Genomic DNA, 16,961 nt, shown 5'->3' on the forward strand with positions numbered 1-16,961 from the left:
TATGATCTTTTACATTCCGGCACTGGCATTTCTCGTCTACAATCTCTACAAAAAGCGCACGAAGACTGCCGCGGTTTTAATCGTCCTGTGTCTGGTAAGCGGCGCCGCCTACATGGGCGCGGGGGATTTATTTATCGAGCCGATCCGCTTCCTCTTTCCCGCCGTGGCCATTGTGGCGGCCCTCTATTTAATCTATCTCTCCCGCCGGGAATACGTGGATGCCAGAAGCGAGTACTTAAAGGAGCGTCGCATGGCCCGCGAAAAAGAGGAGCACCCGGAGAAAACGGACGACGACCACGAGCGCATCGTCATTACGAATAGCAAGACCGACGAGGAAAAAGTCATCTATTTAAAACGAGAGGATAAAAATGTTCCACATGGAACAATCGAGGACGAAACAAAATCAGAAGAAAAAAATTGAGCGGAAATGTTCCACATGGAACACTCCGCTCTTTTTATTTGTCTGAAGCTTTGATACTATATGAAAGAAGGGAGTGGCATTATGACGAGAAGCATTGCCGTCTTTAATCAAAAAGGCGGCGTCGGTAAGACAACCACAGTAATAAATTTAGCCGATGCCCTGGCAAATAAGGGCCATCGCGTGTTGATTTTGGATTTGGATCCGCAGGGGAACGCCACCAGCGGGTTAAATATAGAAAAAGATCGTGAGGAAATGATTTACGACTACCTTCTCGGTGCCGAGGGCGATTTCGCCGTTCAGGTGAAGGATAATTTGTCTATTATTCCCTCCGGCGCCGGTTTGGCGGGGATCGAAATCGAATTTGCCCGAAGGGACGATTGGCAGACGGTGCTGAAGGATCGTATCGCCGATTTGGAGGACTACGATTACATCGTCATGGACTGCCCGCCGTCCTTGGGGATTCTTTCCGTTTTGGCCCTCACTGCTGCGGACGGTATTTTGATTCCCGTGCAATGCGAATACTACGCCTTGGAAGGCCTGTCGCAGCTCATGGAATCCATTCAGCTGGTGCGGGGCGGCTTTAATCCCGATTTGGAAATCGAGGGCGTGCTCCTCACCATGTACGACGGCCGTACCAATCTCAGTATGCAGGTGGTGGAAGAGGTAAAGAACTACTTTAAAGACGCCGTTTTCTCCACGGTGATTCCGAGAAACGTGCGACTTGCGGAGGCGCCTTCCTACGGCATGAGCATTATGGATTACGACAAAAACAGTCGCGGCGCAAAGGCCTACGCGTCTTTAGCCGACGAAGTTGAAAAGAGGAGGTCCTGATGGAAAAGAAACGGGGTTTAGGTCGCGGGCTGGATAATTTTTTCGGGCCCCAACAGGAAGAAGAGAAAACTGCTGAGACCTTGGCGGTGGATGTGATCGAAGCCAATCCCCATCAGCCGAGAAAACACTTCTCCGAAGAGAGCATCGAGGAATTGGCGGAAAGTATCGAAGCCGTGGGCGTGCTTCAACCCCTATTAATTAAAAAAGACGGGGACAAATACCTCTTAATCGCCGGAGAGCGGCGGCTCAGGGCGGCGAAGAAGGCCGGCTTAAAGGAAGTGCCCGTGCGCTTTATCGACGTGGACGAGGAAAAAGGCGATCGAATTTCTTTAATCGAAAACATTCAGCGGGAAGACTTAAATCCCATGGAAGAGGCCGAAGCCTACGAAACATTAAGGAAGAAATACAAGTACACCCAGGAAAAAATCGCCGGTCTCGTGGGTAAATCCCGCCCCTACATCGCCAACAGCTTGCGTCTGTTGAAGCTTGAGCCCGTGGTCAAGGAAATGCTTCGTAGAGAAGAGCTCTCCATCAGCCAAGGGAAGCTCCTGCTCTCCGTAAAAGATGGCAGGGAGCAGATCAAGCAGGCGAAGCGCATGGTGGACGAGGGCCAAACCATCGCTGAAAGCACGGAAAATACGAAGAAGAAGGCGAATAATGCAAAGAGCCATCAGGGCTATTACAGCTATTTGGAAAACAGCCTGATGGACGTCCTGGGCACGAAGACGGAGATCAAGGGCAATCACGAGAAGGGAAAGATCGTCATCGACTACTACACGGAGGCGGATTTAATGCGACTCTGTGACATTATTTTAGGAGAAGACATCGATGGTTAGGGAATACAGATATTTCGTCGCGGACGCCTACACGGACCGCTCCTTCGTGGGAAACCCCTCGGGCGTGGTGCTCACCGAGGGAAAAATGACCGATGAGGAATGCATGAAGGCGGCGCGGGAGCTGAAGCACTCGGAAACCACCTGCGTTCGCCGATTGGATACGGACATTTACCATGTGTGCTACTTTTCTCCGGTGAAGGAGGTGTCCCTCTCCGGCCACGCGGCCCTGGGGACCTTTTGGACCTTGGCGGAGCTTGGCTACATCGACGGACGGGAAGAGGAGGTGCAGATTCGCCAGTACACTAAGGCCGGCGCTCTGCGTGTGAAAATTCAATTTCATGAAGAAAAAGTGAGCTTCGTACAGATCGAGATGCCGAAAATGAAGCTCGTGGAAGAAATTGAAGATGTCCGGGAAGTGGCCGAGGCCTTTAAGCTGGACCTTGAGGATCTCGACGCAGAATTAAAGCCCGCCGTCATCGACGGGGGAATAAGGGCCATGGTTATTCCCGTAAGGGAGAAGACCGTGCTGAAAAAGATGGAGCCGAAGCGCCGGCGCATGGGCCGTCTTACGGAAAAATACGGCTGCCAATGCTTCCACCTCTTTTATTACGACGGGGACGGATGCGTCGTTCAGAGGAATTTCGCTCCCGCCACGGGCATTTGGGAAGAATCCGGCACGGGGACGGCAAGCGGCGCCATGTACGCCTATCTAAAGGAAAAAAACCGCTTGGCCCGTAGAAAAATTACCTGCTGCCAAGGGGAAGAGATCGGCCGACCGTCGGAGATCGTCCTCGATGAAATCGACGGCAAAGTTTACGTGGGCGGCAAAGCATGTGTCGTCATGGAAGGGATTATGCGGATATGAAATTAGCGAATATGAGCTTAACAGATTACATTAAAAAAGCCGAGGACACGAGTTCCGTCCCCGGCGGCGGCTCCATCGCCGCCCTTTGCGGCGCCCTCTCCGCCTCCCTCGCCGCCATGGTGTTGAATCTTTCGGGGGCCGAGGAACAGGCCGAGGCCTACGGGGAATTTTCCGAGATACTCCGAAAAAATATCGACGATGACAGTACCTCCTTCGACGACGTGCTCAAGGCCTTTCGCATGGCAAAGACCACGGAGGAAGAGAAAAAAATTCGCAACCTGGCCATCGAAGAGGGCTACAAGCGGGCCATCGACGTGCCCCTATCCACCATGGAAGCGGCTTTGGGCGTTGTCGAAACCCTGAAGGCCCAGGAAGAATTTATCGGCGACGAGGCCCTGAGCGACCTCTACATGGCGGCGGACTTGGCCCTTACGGCCTTTAACGGCGCCAAAGACACGGCCATGCTCAATGTGGCCGCCTTAAAAGACGAGGCCACCAAAAGCGTTTATCGGGAAAAAATTCAGGCCATGACCGAGGTGATGGTCGAGGTGCACGGCGACGTGCGGACATTTCACCGGGCATGAAGACCCTATTCGTCCTGAGTCCTCGCCTCACAGAGGACAAGCGGCGGGAGGCGGAGGCGGCCGCCGAGAGCGTGTGGAAAGAGGACTTCGCCATCGCACAGGGCTCCATATCCGACTACGAGGCGAAGGACTTGGCCGAGTACGATCACTTCGTAGCCGTAGGCGGCGACGGCACCATCTTTGCCGTGGTCAACGCCATGATGAAGACCGCGGCGCGAAAACTCACCGTGGTGCCGGCGGGAAGCGGCAACGACTTCGCCAGATCCCTGGGCCTGAAGGGAGATATGTTCACTATATTAAAAGAAGCGAAAGAAGCGGCGCCTCGCCCCATGGATCTCGCCATGTGGAACGATCGCTACTTTATCAACATCGCCTCCGTGGGCTTTGACGCCGATGTGAACGCCAACAACAGCGATGGCATGAAGCGTTTCGGCCCCTTCAGTTACACCCTAAGCGTGGTAAAGACGCTGTTTACCTATCGTCCCGTGACCATAAAAAAAGAAGGCCTCGCCCTCACGCGCTGGACCCTCTTTACCATAGGAAACGGCGGCTATTACGGCGGCGGCTTTCCCATCTTTCCCGAGGCGAGCCCCTTTTCCGGAGAGCTCCTCTTTCTCGGAGCGGGCAAGAGCCGACTGAAATTTATACTGCCCTTTTTGATCTGTCTTTTTGCGGGAAAAGACCGCCTTTGGAAAAAAGACATGGTTCGCGCATCCGCTCAGTCCATGGAATTTACCCTTCTCGAGGAAGCCAATGTCAATTTAGATGGGGAGAACTTCAGGGAAAAAGGGCCGGTGAAAGTGGGCATACTGCCCAAGGAGCTCCTCTATGTCGGGCCGCTGAATATGTAAATCCATCATTATATTAATAAAATATGTTCTTTTAAGAAATTCCGACGAAAGCGAACGAGAAAAAATTTCCGCAAAAAAACAGCCCTGTTCACAAGAACAGGGCCGTAAACAACTAGCGGCTGAAGGTGCGCTGATAGCCGGCGCGCTCCGCCTCCATGGCGTTTTCGAAAATCACCGTATTTTGCGGCGATACCTTATCGTAGGATTTGTCCGAGGGCAAATGATAGATCTTGCTCTTTTTATTGCCCTTGGCCGGGCCTTCCTTTCCTTCCACGGCCCAAATGCCCCGCACGTGATCCATGGCGACGATCTCTCCTTCGTGGAGAATGGCCTGATACTTCGTGTTTGGCTCGTAGGCCCGCTCCCGGGCGTAGCCGGAGGCCACCAATTGGTAGTTAAAGAGGATTTCTTCCTTGGGCTTGTCGCTGGTCCTCGGGTCTTCCGTCCAAATATAGGCCAGGGTGCGGCCGTAGTGATCCTCTTTTTCTTCGTCGTATTCCAAATAGACGGACTTTCCCGTAAGGGCCTTCTTCGAAAAATCCGAGGCCTCTTTTCCCCAAGGCTCCACCCGGCCCCGTGGCTTCACCGTCTCCGGCGTGTCCACGCCGATGAGGCGCACCCGGGTGTCCTTGCCGTCGTCGATAATGAGCGTGTCCCCGTCCACTACCCGCTTCACTGTGACGCCGCTCGTGGCGCTTGGCGCGGGAGAAAGACCCTCTTTAGCGGTAAAGGACGCCGCCAGAGCCAGTACAATCAGTAAAAATGTTCGTAAGCGTTTGTTTAAATGTTTCATACCCTCAGTATAACAGAAAGAAGGAGAGCCATGGCCATTCAAATTTTCGGCACGAAGAAAAATAACGACACGAAAAAAGCCCAGCGCTTTTTTAAAGAGCGGGGCATTAAATTTCAGTTTATTGATTTAAATGAAGTGGAAATGTCGTGGGGCGAGTTCGATTCCATTACATCATCCATCGGCGGCCTGGATGCCTGGATCGACGAAAACTCAAAAGACGCCGACGGCCTGGCCTATGTGAAGTACGCGACGGATGAAAGCAAAGAGGCCTACATCATCGATCACCCGAGCGTTATGAAGCTGCCTATCGTACGGAGCAAAAAGCGGGCGGTCTTGGGCCACGCACCGGATGTGTGGAAGAAATGGGCCGAAGAGGAGAAGTAATTGAGGTGCGGCGGCGCCTCTTTTTTATTTGGAAAAATCCATCAGGTGCGAATAGCGGGATCCATGTGAAGAATAAGAAAGGACACGGCGAGAAATGCCGCCGAGAGCCAAATGGTCTTCAGGCCCATAAGGGAAAAGCACAGGCCGCCGATTAAGGCGCCGATGAAAAAGATGCCTACGATAAAGAGCACGGTGCGGCTCGTCTCCTTGTGGACATTGTCCTTTGTGTGGTGGTAGCCCGCCAAATTGTGCATAATCGTGCGCACATTGCCTACGCACATGGTGGTGGCGGCGTTAATGTCTGCGAATTTTCTGAAGGTGTTCACCTGCATGCCGCAGGAGAAAGCCATCATGCTGTTTGCCACACTGTCCAGCTCCCCGGAGAGAAAGCCCACCACGACGAGAATCGCGATCTCCGCGGCGAGGACACGCTGTTTAAAGTGCAGGCCCATGCGCCGTTTTTTTGAAAAGGCGATGCGGCCGGAGACATAGACTCCGAGGGCGAAGGCTGCGATTTGAATAAAGTAGCGGAGCATGGCGGGGAAATTGCCCTCGGCCAAGTTAAAGGCCATAAGCACCACATTGCCCGTGAGGGCGTTGACGAAGACTTTGCCCCGAAGGGCGTAGGAGTAGCCGTCTTGCAGGCCGCCGGCCAAGGTGAGAAAGGTGGCGAAGAGCAGGGATTCGGACCAGGTCTTATCCTTCATAAATCCCCCGCATCCTTTCGATTAATTCCTTGTACAGAGGGAGCATATGGGCCTCCGAGACGAAGGTGTCCAGTTCCCTTATGGGCACCCACTTGCGATTGTCCTTCACCTCGAGCAAAGTGTCGTCTTCGTGGCCCACAAAGCCGTAGCAGAAATTAATGTGGAAGTGGCTGTCCACGGGCTCCCCCTTTCGCAGGTGGGCCGCCACGGGCATAAGCTCCATGGCCAGAGGCCCTCCTGAGAGGGGCTTCACATAAAGAATCCCCGTCTCCTCGTAAAGCTCACGAAGGGCCGAGTAAAAGAGCGCCTCCCCTTCTTCCACGTGGCCGCCGGGCCAGGAGAAGGATTTGTAGATCGGGTGATAGATCATTAAGAGCTTGTCCGCTTCGAAATCCACCACCATGGACGAGGTGGTGTAGTGGTAGGGCGCCGCGCGGTTCGTGGCGATAAGGGAGGGATCCAGGCGCAGCAGATGCTCCCTGTCTTCGGTTTCTTTTTCATTTTTCGGTTCGTAGGATTCAATCCATTCCATAAATAACCTCCAGTGCCGGCGAAAAGGCCGACGGTACGGCGTACGTATTTTTCAGCGCTTCTTTTGTGGCCCAGGTGCGGCCGCCCTCCGCGGCAAACAGAGCCTCCACAGGCGCGTAATAGACCCACACATTCCATATGCGGTGGCTGAAGACGTGGCGGTATTCGGCTACCTTCTCCGGTTTTTTCGCGACGAAATCCGCCTCCGAGAGAAGCTTCATCACATCCTCCGGCCGAATGTGGCCCTCTGCCATGGGAAAGCCCCACATGGATGCCAAGAGACCGCCGGTGCGCTTCTCGATTAAAAAGCGGCCATCGAGATCGATAAGAAGCACCGTCACATCCTCTTCTTTCTGCTTCTTCTTCGGCGTCCTTCTCGGGTAGTCCTCGGCGCAGTTTTCCATATAAGCGCGGCAATTCTCCCGAAGGGGGCAGTCGCCGCAGGCCGGTGATGTGGGGGTGCAGATTTTATTCCCCAGATCCATCATGGCCTGATTAAAATCCCCGGGACGCTCCCGGGAAATGGCCGCATTGGCCAGCTCAAAGATCTGCCGCTTCCCCGCCGCCTTGTCGACGGATTCTTCGATCATATAGAGGCGGCTGAAGACGCGAAGTAAATTCCCGTCCACCGCCGCCACCGCCTCGCCGTAGGCGATGGATGCAATGGCCGCCGCCGTGTAATCGCCGATGCCGGGAAGGGCCTTTAAGCCCTGAAAATCCCCGGGCATTCCCTCCCGGGCCACGATCTTTGCCGCGGCCATTAGATGCTTCGCCCGGCGGTAATACCCCAGGCCCTGCCAATGCTTTAAAAGGGCCTCTTCCCCGGCTTGAGCCAAATCCTTCGCCGTGGGAAAGGCCGCCATAAAGCGCTCGTAATAGGGAATCACCGTGTTCGCCTGGGTTTGCTGAAGCATAATTTCAGAGACCCAAATGGCGTAGGGATCCGTGGTTTTTCGCCAGGGCAGCCCGCGATCATCCGGGGCATACCAGTTTAAAATTTTTCTCGAAATACACATGATGCTATTATAACAAAAAGGCCCGAAAGGTCTATATTGACGGGGTTTCCCAAGCATGTTATAGTTAAAAAGGATATCATACAGAAATAATCGGATATAGGAGGATGTTTGAATAGATGAATGCATTATTAAAAGTAGAAGGCGTGCGCGCCTCTGCAGGTGAAAAAGAAATTTTAAAAGGCATGAACCTAGAGGTCAACAAAGGCGAAGTTCACGTCATTATGGGCCCCAACGGCAGCGGGAAATCCACCCTGGCCAATGTGATTATGGCCAACCCTGCCTACACCATGACCGAAGGCAAGATTTACTTCGAAGGTGAAGACGTCTCCGACGAATCCACGGACAAGCGCGCCCGTCGCGGCCTGTATTTAAGCTTCCAAACCCCCTACGAAATTCCGGGGATCAGCGTGGAAAACTTTATTCGCCAAGCCCTCTTGGCTCGTGGCGAAAAGACCTCCATCGTGAAGTTTAAAAAAGCCCTTGAAAAGAAAATGGAACTTCTGGACATGAAGCCGGAATACGCAAGCCGCTATTTAAACGTGGGCTTCTCCGGCGGGGAACGGAAAAAGACGGAAATCCTTCAACTCTTAATGCTCGATCCCAAGCTCGCCATTTTGGACGAAACGGACTCGGGTCTCGACGTGGATGCCGTCGCCACCGTAAGCCGCGGCTTAAAGGAATACCTGGACGGCGAAAAATCCGCCATCATCATTACGCACCATAGGGAAATTCTGAAGGAAATCCACCCGGATTTCGTTCACGTCATTAACAACGGTCGCATCGTCACCGAAGGCGGCGACGAAATCATCGACCGCATCGAAGAAGAAGGCTTCGGCTGGATTAAGGATGAGCAACATGCGTAAGAAGACAGAAATTCAAGACATGGACCGGGGGATTTACGACGAGAGAAATCCCTTCACCTATCGAAAAAAGACGGAACAGGGCTTAAACGAATCCATCGTGCGCCAAATTTCCGCCGAAAAAAACGAACCGGCCTGGATGCTGGAAAAGCGTCTGGAAGCCTTAAAGATCTTTAACGAAAAGGAAAACCCGAGCTGGGGACCGGATCTGTCGGAAGTGGACATGGACAAGGTCATCACCTACATTCGTCCCGACGCAGATTTGGCCGCCGACTGGAACGACGTGCCCGAAGAAATCCGCAGTACCTTCGACAAGCTGGGCATTCCCGAGGCGGAAAAAGAAGCCATGCTCTCAGGCGTCGGCGCCCAATACGACTCGGAAGTGGTCTACCACAGCATTCAACAACACCTGTTGGATCAAGGGGTTATTTACACGGACTTCGAAACGGGTCTGCACGAATACGAAGACATCGTCAAGGAATACTTCGGCAAGTGCATTAACCCGAGCCTGCACAAATACGCCGCCCTGCACTACGCCGTATGGAGCGGCGGCAGCTTCGTCTACGTCCCCGAAGGCGTGGATGTGGACGTGCCTCTGCAGTCCTACTTCCGCTTAAACGCGCCGGGGGCCGGGCAGTTCGAGCACACCTTGATCATCATCGAAAAAGGCGCCAAGTGCCACTTTATCGAAGGCTGCTCCGCGCCGAAATACAACGCACTGAACCTGCACGCCGGGGCCGTTGAGCTCTTCGTCAAAGACGACGCCACCCTGCGCTATTCCACCATCGAAAACTGGTCGAGAAATATGTACAACCTAAACACCAAGCGGGCCATCGTCGGCAAAAACGGAAAGATCCAATGGGTCTCCGGCTCCTTCGGCTCCAAGGTGAGCATGCTCTATCCCATGAGCGTCCTGGCCGGGGACGGCGCACAAAACGAATACACCGGCATCAGCTTTGCCGGGGCCGGACAAAACATCGACACCGGCGCCCAAGTTATTCACGCGGCCAACGACACCAAGAGCTCCATTCAATCGAAATCCATTTCCAAAGGCGGCGGTATCGGCGTCTACCGCGGACTCGTAAAAGTGGCGGAGGGTGCCAAGCACACGAAATCCACCGTCTCCTGCGAATCCCTCATGCTCGATGATTTGAGTCGTCAGGACACGATTCCCGCCATCGACATTAACAACCGGGACGTGGACTTCGGTCACGAGGCAAAAATCGGCCGCATTTCCGACGAGGTCATCTTCTACCTTATGACTCGCGGCATTCCCGAGGAAGAAGCGCGGGCCACGGTGGTTCGGGGCTTCGCCGATCCAATCGCCAAGGAACTGCCCCTGGAATACGCCGTCGAGATGAACAACCTCATCTCCTTGGAATTAGAAGGGAGCATCGGCTAATGAAGGCACACAAGGGAAATATATTAGATTATAAAACCTACTCCTATTTAAATGTAAATGAAGTAGAAGTTGAAGGAAGCGAGATAAAAGGCGACGAACAAGCTTCCGCTGCCGAAGTCTTTAAAAATTACGATTACGGCATCAGCAAAGAAATGGTGGAACATCATGACATGAACTCCACGATCGCCAAGCGATATAATATTACGTGCACGAAAGATCTCGGCGTCAACAGACTGGACGGCGACGAGGACGAAATCGTCACCTTAGATTTCGATGTAGCGGAAAATGCCCACTTTACCGGTTATTTCGCATCAAAAAAGACAGGCGGCTATCGCTCTGCCCTCGTGCGCATTCACGTAAAGAAAAAGGCAGTAGCCCGCTTATATTTCGTCAACATGGACGAGAGCGAAGTGGCCAACTACCTTTCTCTCGGCGCCATCGTCGAAGAAGGAGCGAAACTTGATTGCTACATCTTCCACATGGGAGACGGCGATGAAACCAGCAATGTGAAATGCTATTTGAAGGGCGAAAACGCCCTCGGCAATATTCAATCCATCTATCTCGGAAAAGGCAGCCAATCTTACGATTTGGTTTACGACATGATTCACGAAGGAATCGACACCACCTCGAACCTCGTCGTGGACGGTGCCCTTATGGACAATGCCTACAAAGTCTTTAAGAGCCGCATCGACTTTTTGGAAGGATCCAAACACAGCCGGGGCAACGAAGAAGAATTCGCCATTCTCCTGGACTCCACGGCCCGGAGCCTTTCCGTGCCGGCCCTGTTGAGTCACGAAGACGACGTGGAAGGCAATCACGCCGCCAGCGCCGGGAAGCTGGATCAGGACATGCTCTACTACTTCCTCACCCGCGGCTTCGATACCGAGACGGCGGAGCGCATGATTATCGATGCGAAATTCGCACCGGTTATCGACGCGGTGATTTACGAAGACGAACGCAAGGCCATTTACGAGGAATTGGAACGGATTATGGGGAGGCGCCATCATGTTGCAAAGTAGTGAAATCAGAGAAATCCGCAAAGACTTTCCCTTCCTGGAACTGTCTACGAAAGAAAAACCGCTGGTCTATTTAGATTCGGCGGCCACGACGCAAAAACCGAGACAAGTCATCGAAGCCATGAACCGCTATTACAGCTATGAAAACGGCGGGCCCCACCGCGGCGCCCACCGCCTGTCCATGGCGGCCACGGAAGTCTACGAAGGCGCCCGGGAAGCGGGGAAAAACTTTATCGGCGCAAACAGCGTGGAAGAAATCGTCTTTACCAGGAACGCCACGGAAGGGCTGAACCTTCTCGCCTACTGCTGGGGCCTTGAAAACCTCAAAGAAGGCGACGAAATCGTCCTGTCCATTATGGAACACCACGCCAATCTCGTCACCTGGCAGTACGTGGCGGAAAAAACCGGCGCGAAACTCGTGTATCTCTACATCGACGAAAACAAAGAGATTCCGAAAAAAGAAATCGAAGAAAAGATCACGGCCAAGACCAAGCTATTGGCCATTACCCAATCTTCCAATGTTTTGGGAACCATGCCCGATGTGAAGGCCATGATCGCCCACTTGAGAAAAGTGAGCCCCGAAGCCAAGGCCGTCGTGGACGGCGCCCAAGCGGCACCCCACATGCCCGTGGATGTAAAGGATCTGGACTGCGACTTCTACGTCTTCAGCGGCCACAAAATGCTGGCGGCCATGGGCGCAGGGGTCCTCTACGGCAAGCTCGACAATTTAAACGCCATGAAGCCCTATATGTACGGCGGCGACATGATCGAGTACGTCTACGAAGATCACTCCACCTTCCTGAATGCTCCCGGACGCTTTGAAGCCGGCACCCAAGACGTAGGCGCCGCATCGAGTTTACCCGTGGCCATCGACTATTTAAACGCCATCGGTCTCGACAAGATCCACGAATACGAAAGCTACCTCGTGGACTACGCTTATGATGCCATGAGCCAAATGGACGACATCACCATTCTCTCGCGGCCGACCAACCCGAGAGGCGGGCTCATTACCTTTAATTTCAAAGACGTCCACCCCCACGACGTGGCATCCATCTTGGATTCCAAGGGCATCGCCATTCGCAGCGGTCACCACTGCGCCCAACCCCTGCACAGAAGCTTCGGCATTCACTTCTCCTGCCGGGCAAGCTTTGCCGTCTACAACACCATCGAAGAAGTGGACTACTTTATTAAGAATCTCGACGAAGTAAGGAGGTTGATGGGCCTTGGCACTCGATGAAATTTACACCACGCTCATTATGGAAGAATCCCGCTCACAGCACAACAGAGGGGATTTGGAAAACCCGGACTATAAAGAGCTGGGCCACAATCCGAGCTGCGGCGACGAAATTACCCTGCAGATAAAAATGGACGGCGACGTACTGAAAGACCTGTCCTACACCGGCGAAGGCTGCGCCATCTCCCAAGCTTCCACCTCCATTATGATCGACACGGTGCGTGGAAAGACGCGGGATGAAGCCGTACACCTGGCCGACACCTTTATCGGCATGATCAAAGGCGTCTCCCTCACGGAAGAGGAAGAAGACGCACTGGAAGACGCCATGGCATTCGAGGGCATTTCCAAACTGCCCGCCCGGGTGAAATGCGCCGTGCTTCCCTGGTACACTTTAAAAAATATTCTGGAAAAATAATTTGAGCCGCCTCGTGCGGCTCTGTTTTTTTATAAAATAGACTGAAAAACGACAGAAATATAGAAAAAACGAAAAGAAAAAACAAATATTGTAATCATTCGGCGGATTATGTGGTATAATCTAGATTACTACTTATAATAGGAAACGATTAGAAACAAACTCTTTCGGGCTGACGACGTAAAGGACACGAGGAGGCACATATGGAATCCAGAGAATTTTTATGGTCCTATTGGAATTTAATCAAGGACGCGTCGGATACAAAAATCGCCTTAACGGACTACTTTTCTAAAACCTATGAACTTACACAATTGCAATTTCTCGTCATGGGCCAGGTGGACGCGTTGGAGGACACCTCCATTCGCTCCATCGCCAAGTCCCTGCGCCGGGATCACGGCAACATTTCCAAGATCTGTACCGTGCTCGAGGAAAAAGGCTTCGTCTACCGCAAGCGCTCGGAGGCGGACAGCCGCATCGTGAATATCTATCTCACGAAACAGGGCGAGGACTACATCGGGGAATTTCGAGGCATTGTGGCGCCCTTTATCGACAAATTGGGCGACTATCTCACGGACGGGGACATGCGCTTTCTCTTAAAGAGCATGGAAAACATCAACAAATTGCTCAACGAGTCGGAGGATGTGAAGGCCATTCGCAGAAAAGAACTGCCGCCCTGCCGACAACCAAACGAAGAGTAAGAGGCCTCCGCTTTTGCGGAGGTTTTTTAATTGTGTCAAATCCATGTCATCGCGAAGTTGGGGGAGAATTTTTTCCGTCATGAATTATAATAGAGGGAGAAAGGAGAGGACATGAAGAAATTTTTCAAACTCAGCGTTTTTTTACTTATTTTTGCCATGCTGCTTCCCACGGCGGCCCACGCCCAAGGGGTGCGGGCGGTGAAAAGTCCGCAGGCCCTTCGAATCGACGGAGAACTCACGAATCTCAGGGGCTACAATGTGGGCGGCTACAATTACTACCGCCTCAGGGATTTGGCGCAGGCCTTAAGGGGCAAGGTGGACTTCGATCTGAAAGGCGATAACAAAGAGATCGTCGTGGATTGCACGAAGACCTACACCCCCATCCCCGGCGATCAAACCGGCGGCGCCGTGGAGCGTGGCGTCTCGCAACAAATGCGGCTCACGGTCATCGGGGAGCATCCCGCGGAACTCGTGGAAAATGCCTTTAATGTTCGCGGCTACAACTACTTCCGCCTCAGAAGCGTCGGCGCCATTTTAGGCTTCGACGTAAGCTATGACAAGGCGAGAAACGAAGCGGTGATCACCACAAAAGGGCCGGCCCCCGCACCGAAACCGACGCCGATTGAACCTCAAGGCCGCGTCATATTAGGCAACGAGCGGCTCTTTACGGAGTATAACAATTTAATCGACAACAAGCGGGTGGGCCTCATTACCAATCAAACGGGTGTGGATGCCAATGGCGTCCCCGTGGCGGAAAAGATCAAGGCCTATCCCAATGCGAAACTCGTGGCCCTTTACAGCCCGGAACACGGCCTCGACGGCAAGCAGACCGCCGGGGCCTATGTGGCGAGCTACTTCGACAAGAAGATGAATCTGCCCGTTTACAGCCTCTACGGCCCGACGAGAAAGCCCTCTCGGGATATGCTGAAGGGCGTGGACGTCTTGGTCTACGACATGCAGGACATCGGCTCGCGCACCTACACCTACATTTCCACCCTGCAAAACGCCATGGTCGCGGCGAAGGAAAACAACATTCCCATCGTGGTTTTGGACCGGCCCAATCCCCTGGGCGGGGAAATAGTGGAAGGTTTCCTGAGAGAAACCCGCTTCAAATCCTTTGTGGGCATCGACAAAATGCCCATGGCCCACGGCATGACCGCAGGCGAATTGGGGCAGTTCTTTAATCGGGAAATCGGCGCCGATCTCACCGTCGTGCCCATGAAGAATTGGACCCGGAGCATGGTATGGCAAGACACGGGCCTGCCCTTTGCCCAAACGAGCCCGAACATTCCCAATTTGGAAAGCGCCTTCTTGTACATGGCCACGGGAAGCGGCGAGGAAACCGGCATCGGCCAAGGGGAATACTTCCGCTGGGTCGGCGGCAGAAACATCAATTCCAATGAATATGCCAGCCGGCTCAACGGGGCCAATCTGCCCGGCGTCACCTTCACTCCCGCGCCGAAAGGCAAAAGGGGCGGCGTGCGCCTCAAGGTCACGGACTGGCACACATTTAATCCGGCCCGCACGGGGATCTACACCCTGGCCGTGGCCAATCAAATGCGGCCCATCAACGTGCCCGCCTGCAAAAAGCCCTACTCCATGTTCTATCTCGTCCAGGGATCGGAAGAAATCGCCCGCCTCTTCAGGGCCGGCGCGTCTCCCGAAACCATCGTGAAGGCCTACGAAAAAGACGTGAACGCCTTTAAGGCCCAAAGAGAACCTTATTTACTTTACAAATAAAAGAAGCCTCCGAAATTTATCGGAGGCTTTTTACATGGCGTCAATCGTTTTTCACGGCATCTTGCAATTGTCGGCGCACGTCCTTCACCGGGGCCATAATCACCCGGCCCGTGCCGCGATAGGCATTGACCAGGCCTTCGCCGCTTGCCGCGGAGCCGACCAAGCTCTTGCCGCTTCGCTCCACGGTAAATTCCAGGCTGTTGGACCAGGCCAGGGCCAAATTGCCGTCGATCTTCAGCACGTCGTCCACGAGATCGATGACGATGAGCTCTTCTCTCGGCACGGGGGATTCCAGGCACACGACGCCTTCGCCCTTTAAGCTCAGATTAAACAGGCCCATGCCGCCGAAAGCGGAAGACACATTGGTGCGGGCCACGATTTTTTGCTCGAGTTTTCCGTCACAGGCCATAAAGAGGCCGTCTTTTAAAATGATGGCGCCGTTCCAATCGGTGAGGTCTTCCAGAAGAACGTACACATCCGTGGGCTCGAGGCAAAGCCTGCCCGTGCCCGTGTATTCCGGCTTAATGGCGCTTTCGCCGGAGAGGCCGCCCTTTACGGCCTTGCCGAAAAAGTCTTTGGCGCCCTTGATCCCCGTGGTGGCCTTCACATCCCCCAGCATCCACTGCATGGCGCCGGGTTGGATGGTGACATCGCCCTTGGAAAGATCGCAGTACACTTGCCGCTTTCTTACGTTCATTTGCGAGGCGAAGTAGGCCTCCATGGCTTCTTCCCTGCGCAGGGAAAGGTCTCGCTTGTATTCCAGCACTTGAAAGGGCCCTTTTTCTTCCACGATGCGAATGTCGTCGTTGTCGGTAAAATTATGAATGGTAAACATAGTCGCTCCTTTATCTTTGGAAATAGCGATCCAGGGCCCGCAATATGCCAATGGCCATGGCCTCTTGGTAGCTCGGATCGTTGAGTTTTTTGTCTTCCTCGGGATTGGACATATAGCCGCACTCGATGAGGCTAGTGGGCATTTGGGCGAAATTCGTGCCCGTTAAGTCGTCTCTTGCGATGGCGCCTCGGGGCTTGGCCGAGGTGGAGGCGGCCATTTCGCTTAATATCAGCTCCGACAATTGCATGGAGGCGTCGCTTAAATGGCCCACGTCGGGATTGTTCTTCGACGGGTAGTAAGTCTCGATGCCCGCGACCGCCTTCGGCCCGCCGTTGGCGTGAATCCGCAGGTACACTTGAGCGCCGGAGGCGTTGGCTATGGCCGCCCGCTCCTGATTGGAAAGATTCACGTCGTTGGAATCGCGAATCATGACCACGCGGTAGCCCGCCGATTCAAGCTTCTGCTTCAGACAGCGACTGAAATTCAGATTAAATTCGTATTCGCCTATGCCCGTGGCCACGCCTAGGGTGCCGTCAGCCACCTTCGCCTTCATTTGATTCGACGAGGGGGCGGTGGTTTCTTTTTCGGGATTGCCCCGGGCCTGATGGCCGGCGTCGATGGCCACGATGGGGCCTGTTCCCGCGGGCACCTGCGCCTTCGCCTCATTTGCCTTTTCGGCCGGTGTTTCTGTGGCGGCTTGCGGCATTTCATTTTTTGTGTTCTGCGGCGGAATTTTCTTCGCCGCTTCTTTTTTCCGCGCTTCCTGTCTTTCTTCGCGCCGCATCGCATCAAGCCTTACCTGGTGGATAAGCTCCGCTTCGGTTTTTGCGGCATAAATTTTCAGGCCCGCGGCCGTCACCAGAAGGAGAAGGAGGGCGCCGATGATCCATTTTCTCATACATCGCTCCTTTTGTCCCATTTTACCACAGATCTTTGGAAAACTTT

The 16,961-nt window shown here is 53.7% G+C and carries 20 protein-coding genes; 14 read left to right on the forward strand and 6 right to left on the reverse strand.

Annotated elements, in window-relative coordinates; genetic code table 11:
- Position 1 precedes the first annotated feature (1 nt).
- From DG046_RS04475 to DG046_RS04500, 6 genes are all read left to right on the forward strand, one after another.
- Entirely contained in the window at positions 2 to 421 is a 420-nt protein-coding gene (locus DG046_RS04475; protein ID WP_108831356.1) for a UbiA prenyltransferase family protein, read from the forward strand.
- 81 nt (positions 422 to 502) lie between these two features.
- Positions 503 to 1,252 (forward strand): ParA family protein, encoded by a 750-nt coding sequence (locus DG046_RS04480; RefSeq protein ID WP_108831357.1) that lies wholly within the window; start codon positions 503 to 505, stop codon positions 1,250 to 1,252.
- Positions 1,252 to 2,088, forward strand: a complete 837-nt coding sequence (locus DG046_RS04485; RefSeq protein ID WP_108831358.1) for a ParB/RepB/Spo0J family partition protein — start codon at positions 1,252 to 1,254, stop codon at positions 2,086 to 2,088. Before DG046_RS04480 ends, DG046_RS04485 begins: the two co-directional genes overlap by 1 nt.
- A complete protein-coding gene (locus DG046_RS04490; RefSeq protein WP_108831359.1) occupies positions 2,081 to 2,953 on the forward strand; it encodes a PhzF family phenazine biosynthesis protein in 873 nt (290 codons plus the stop codon). Before DG046_RS04485 ends, DG046_RS04490 begins: the two co-directional genes overlap by 8 nt.
- Positions 2,950 to 3,537 (forward strand): cyclodeaminase/cyclohydrolase family protein, encoded by a 588-nt coding sequence (locus DG046_RS04495; RefSeq protein WP_159082060.1) that lies wholly within the window; start codon positions 2,950 to 2,952, stop codon positions 3,535 to 3,537. Before DG046_RS04490 ends, DG046_RS04495 begins: the two co-directional genes overlap by 4 nt.
- Positions 3,534 to 4,388, forward strand: a complete 855-nt coding sequence (locus DG046_RS04500; protein ID WP_108831361.1) for a diacylglycerol/lipid kinase family protein — start codon at positions 3,534 to 3,536, stop codon at positions 4,386 to 4,388. The genes DG046_RS04495 and DG046_RS04500 overlap by 4 nt, the downstream gene beginning before the upstream one ends.
- A gap of 112 nt (positions 4,389 to 4,500) precedes the next feature.
- On the opposite strand, the gene DG046_RS04505 is transcribed toward DG046_RS04500, so the two are convergent.
- Positions 4,501 to 5,181 (reverse strand): thermonuclease family protein, encoded by a 681-nt coding sequence (locus tag DG046_RS04505; protein ID WP_108831362.1) that lies wholly within the window; start codon positions 5,179 to 5,181, stop codon positions 4,501 to 4,503.
- Between the two features lie 30 nt (positions 5,182 to 5,211).
- On the opposite strand from DG046_RS04505, the gene DG046_RS04510 reads away from it, so the two are divergent.
- Entirely contained in the window at positions 5,212 to 5,565 is a 354-nt protein-coding gene (locus tag DG046_RS04510; RefSeq protein WP_108831363.1) for an arsenate reductase family protein, read from the forward strand.
- Positions 5,566 to 5,606: 41 nt separating this feature from the next.
- Here the strand turns inward: DG046_RS04510 and DG046_RS04515 are convergent, their stop codons facing one another.
- Genes DG046_RS04515 through mutY form a run of 3 tightly spaced genes read right to left on the reverse strand, consistent with a single transcriptional unit; the run spans position 5,607 to position 7,819 of the window.
- On the reverse strand, positions 5,607 to 6,272 hold the full coding sequence (locus DG046_RS04515; RefSeq protein WP_108831364.1) for a YoaK family protein: 666 nt from the start codon (positions 6,270 to 6,272) through the stop codon (positions 5,607 to 5,609).
- On the reverse strand, positions 6,262 to 6,804 hold the full coding sequence (locus tag DG046_RS04520) for an NUDIX hydrolase (protein WP_108831365.1): 543 nt from the start codon (positions 6,802 to 6,804) through the stop codon (positions 6,262 to 6,264). Before DG046_RS04520 ends, DG046_RS04515 begins: the two co-directional genes overlap by 11 nt.
- Positions 6,791 to 7,819: an A/G-specific adenine glycosylase gene (gene mutY / locus DG046_RS04525; RefSeq protein WP_159082061.1), complete on the reverse strand. Its 1,029-nt coding sequence runs from the start codon at positions 7,817 to 7,819 to the stop codon at positions 6,791 to 6,793. Before mutY ends, DG046_RS04520 begins: the two co-directional genes overlap by 14 nt.
- A gap of 116 nt (positions 7,820 to 7,935) precedes the next feature.
- Here mutY and sufC point away from each other — a divergent pair, with 116 nt between their 5' ends.
- From sufC to DG046_RS04560, 7 genes are all read left to right on the forward strand, one after another.
- On the forward strand, positions 7,936 to 8,682 hold the full coding sequence (gene sufC, locus DG046_RS04530) for a Fe-S cluster assembly ATPase SufC (RefSeq protein WP_108831367.1): 747 nt from the start codon (positions 7,936 to 7,938) through the stop codon (positions 8,680 to 8,682).
- Complete coding sequence (sufB, locus tag DG046_RS04535) at positions 8,675 to 10,081, forward strand: Fe-S cluster assembly protein SufB (RefSeq protein ID WP_108831368.1); 1,407 nt, start codon at positions 8,675 to 8,677, stop codon at positions 10,079 to 10,081. The genes sufC and sufB overlap by 8 nt, the downstream gene beginning before the upstream one ends.
- Positions 10,081 to 11,100 (forward strand): SufB/SufD family protein, encoded by a 1,020-nt coding sequence (locus DG046_RS04540; protein WP_108831369.1) that lies wholly within the window; start codon positions 10,081 to 10,083, stop codon positions 11,098 to 11,100. Before sufB ends, DG046_RS04540 begins: the two co-directional genes overlap by 1 nt.
- Positions 11,087 to 12,334 carry an aminotransferase class V-fold PLP-dependent enzyme gene (locus DG046_RS04545; RefSeq protein ID WP_108831370.1) on the forward strand — a complete coding sequence of 416 codons (1,248 nt, stop codon included), beginning with the start codon at positions 11,087 to 11,089 and terminating at the stop codon, positions 12,332 to 12,334. Before DG046_RS04540 ends, DG046_RS04545 begins: the two co-directional genes overlap by 14 nt.
- The gene (sufU, locus tag DG046_RS04550) at positions 12,321 to 12,746 is read left to right on the forward strand and encodes a Fe-S cluster assembly sulfur transfer protein SufU (RefSeq protein WP_108831371.1); all 426 of its coding nucleotides are present in this window, start codon (positions 12,321 to 12,323) and stop codon (positions 12,744 to 12,746) included. The genes DG046_RS04545 and sufU overlap by 14 nt, the downstream gene beginning before the upstream one ends.
- A gap of 200 nt (positions 12,747 to 12,946) precedes the next feature.
- Positions 12,947 to 13,441, forward strand: a complete 495-nt coding sequence (locus DG046_RS04555) for a MarR family winged helix-turn-helix transcriptional regulator (RefSeq protein ID WP_108831372.1) — start codon at positions 12,947 to 12,949, stop codon at positions 13,439 to 13,441.
- Between the two features lie 111 nt (positions 13,442 to 13,552).
- Positions 13,553 to 15,181: a DUF1343 domain-containing protein gene (locus tag DG046_RS04560; protein ID WP_199909581.1), complete on the forward strand. Its 1,629-nt coding sequence runs from the start codon at positions 13,553 to 13,555 to the stop codon at positions 15,179 to 15,181.
- A gap of 40 nt (positions 15,182 to 15,221) precedes the next feature.
- On the opposite strand, the gene DG046_RS04565 is transcribed toward DG046_RS04560, so the two are convergent.
- Both DG046_RS04565 and DG046_RS04570 read right to left on the reverse strand, forming a co-directional pair.
- The gene (locus DG046_RS04565; protein ID WP_108831373.1) at positions 15,222 to 16,016 is read right to left on the reverse strand and encodes an AIM24 family protein; all 795 of its coding nucleotides are present in this window, start codon (positions 16,014 to 16,016) and stop codon (positions 15,222 to 15,224) included.
- A 10-nt stretch (positions 16,017 to 16,026) separates the two neighbouring features.
- A complete protein-coding gene (locus DG046_RS04570; RefSeq protein ID WP_159082062.1) occupies positions 16,027 to 16,914 on the reverse strand; it encodes an N-acetylmuramoyl-L-alanine amidase family protein in 888 nt (295 codons plus the stop codon).
- Between the last annotated feature and the right edge of the window lie 47 nt (positions 16,915 to 16,961).

Origin of the sequence: Aedoeadaptatus coli, assembly GCF_900343085.1 — a bacterium.
GTDB lineage: Bacteria > Bacillota > Clostridia > Tissierellales > Peptoniphilaceae > Aedoeadaptatus > Aedoeadaptatus coli.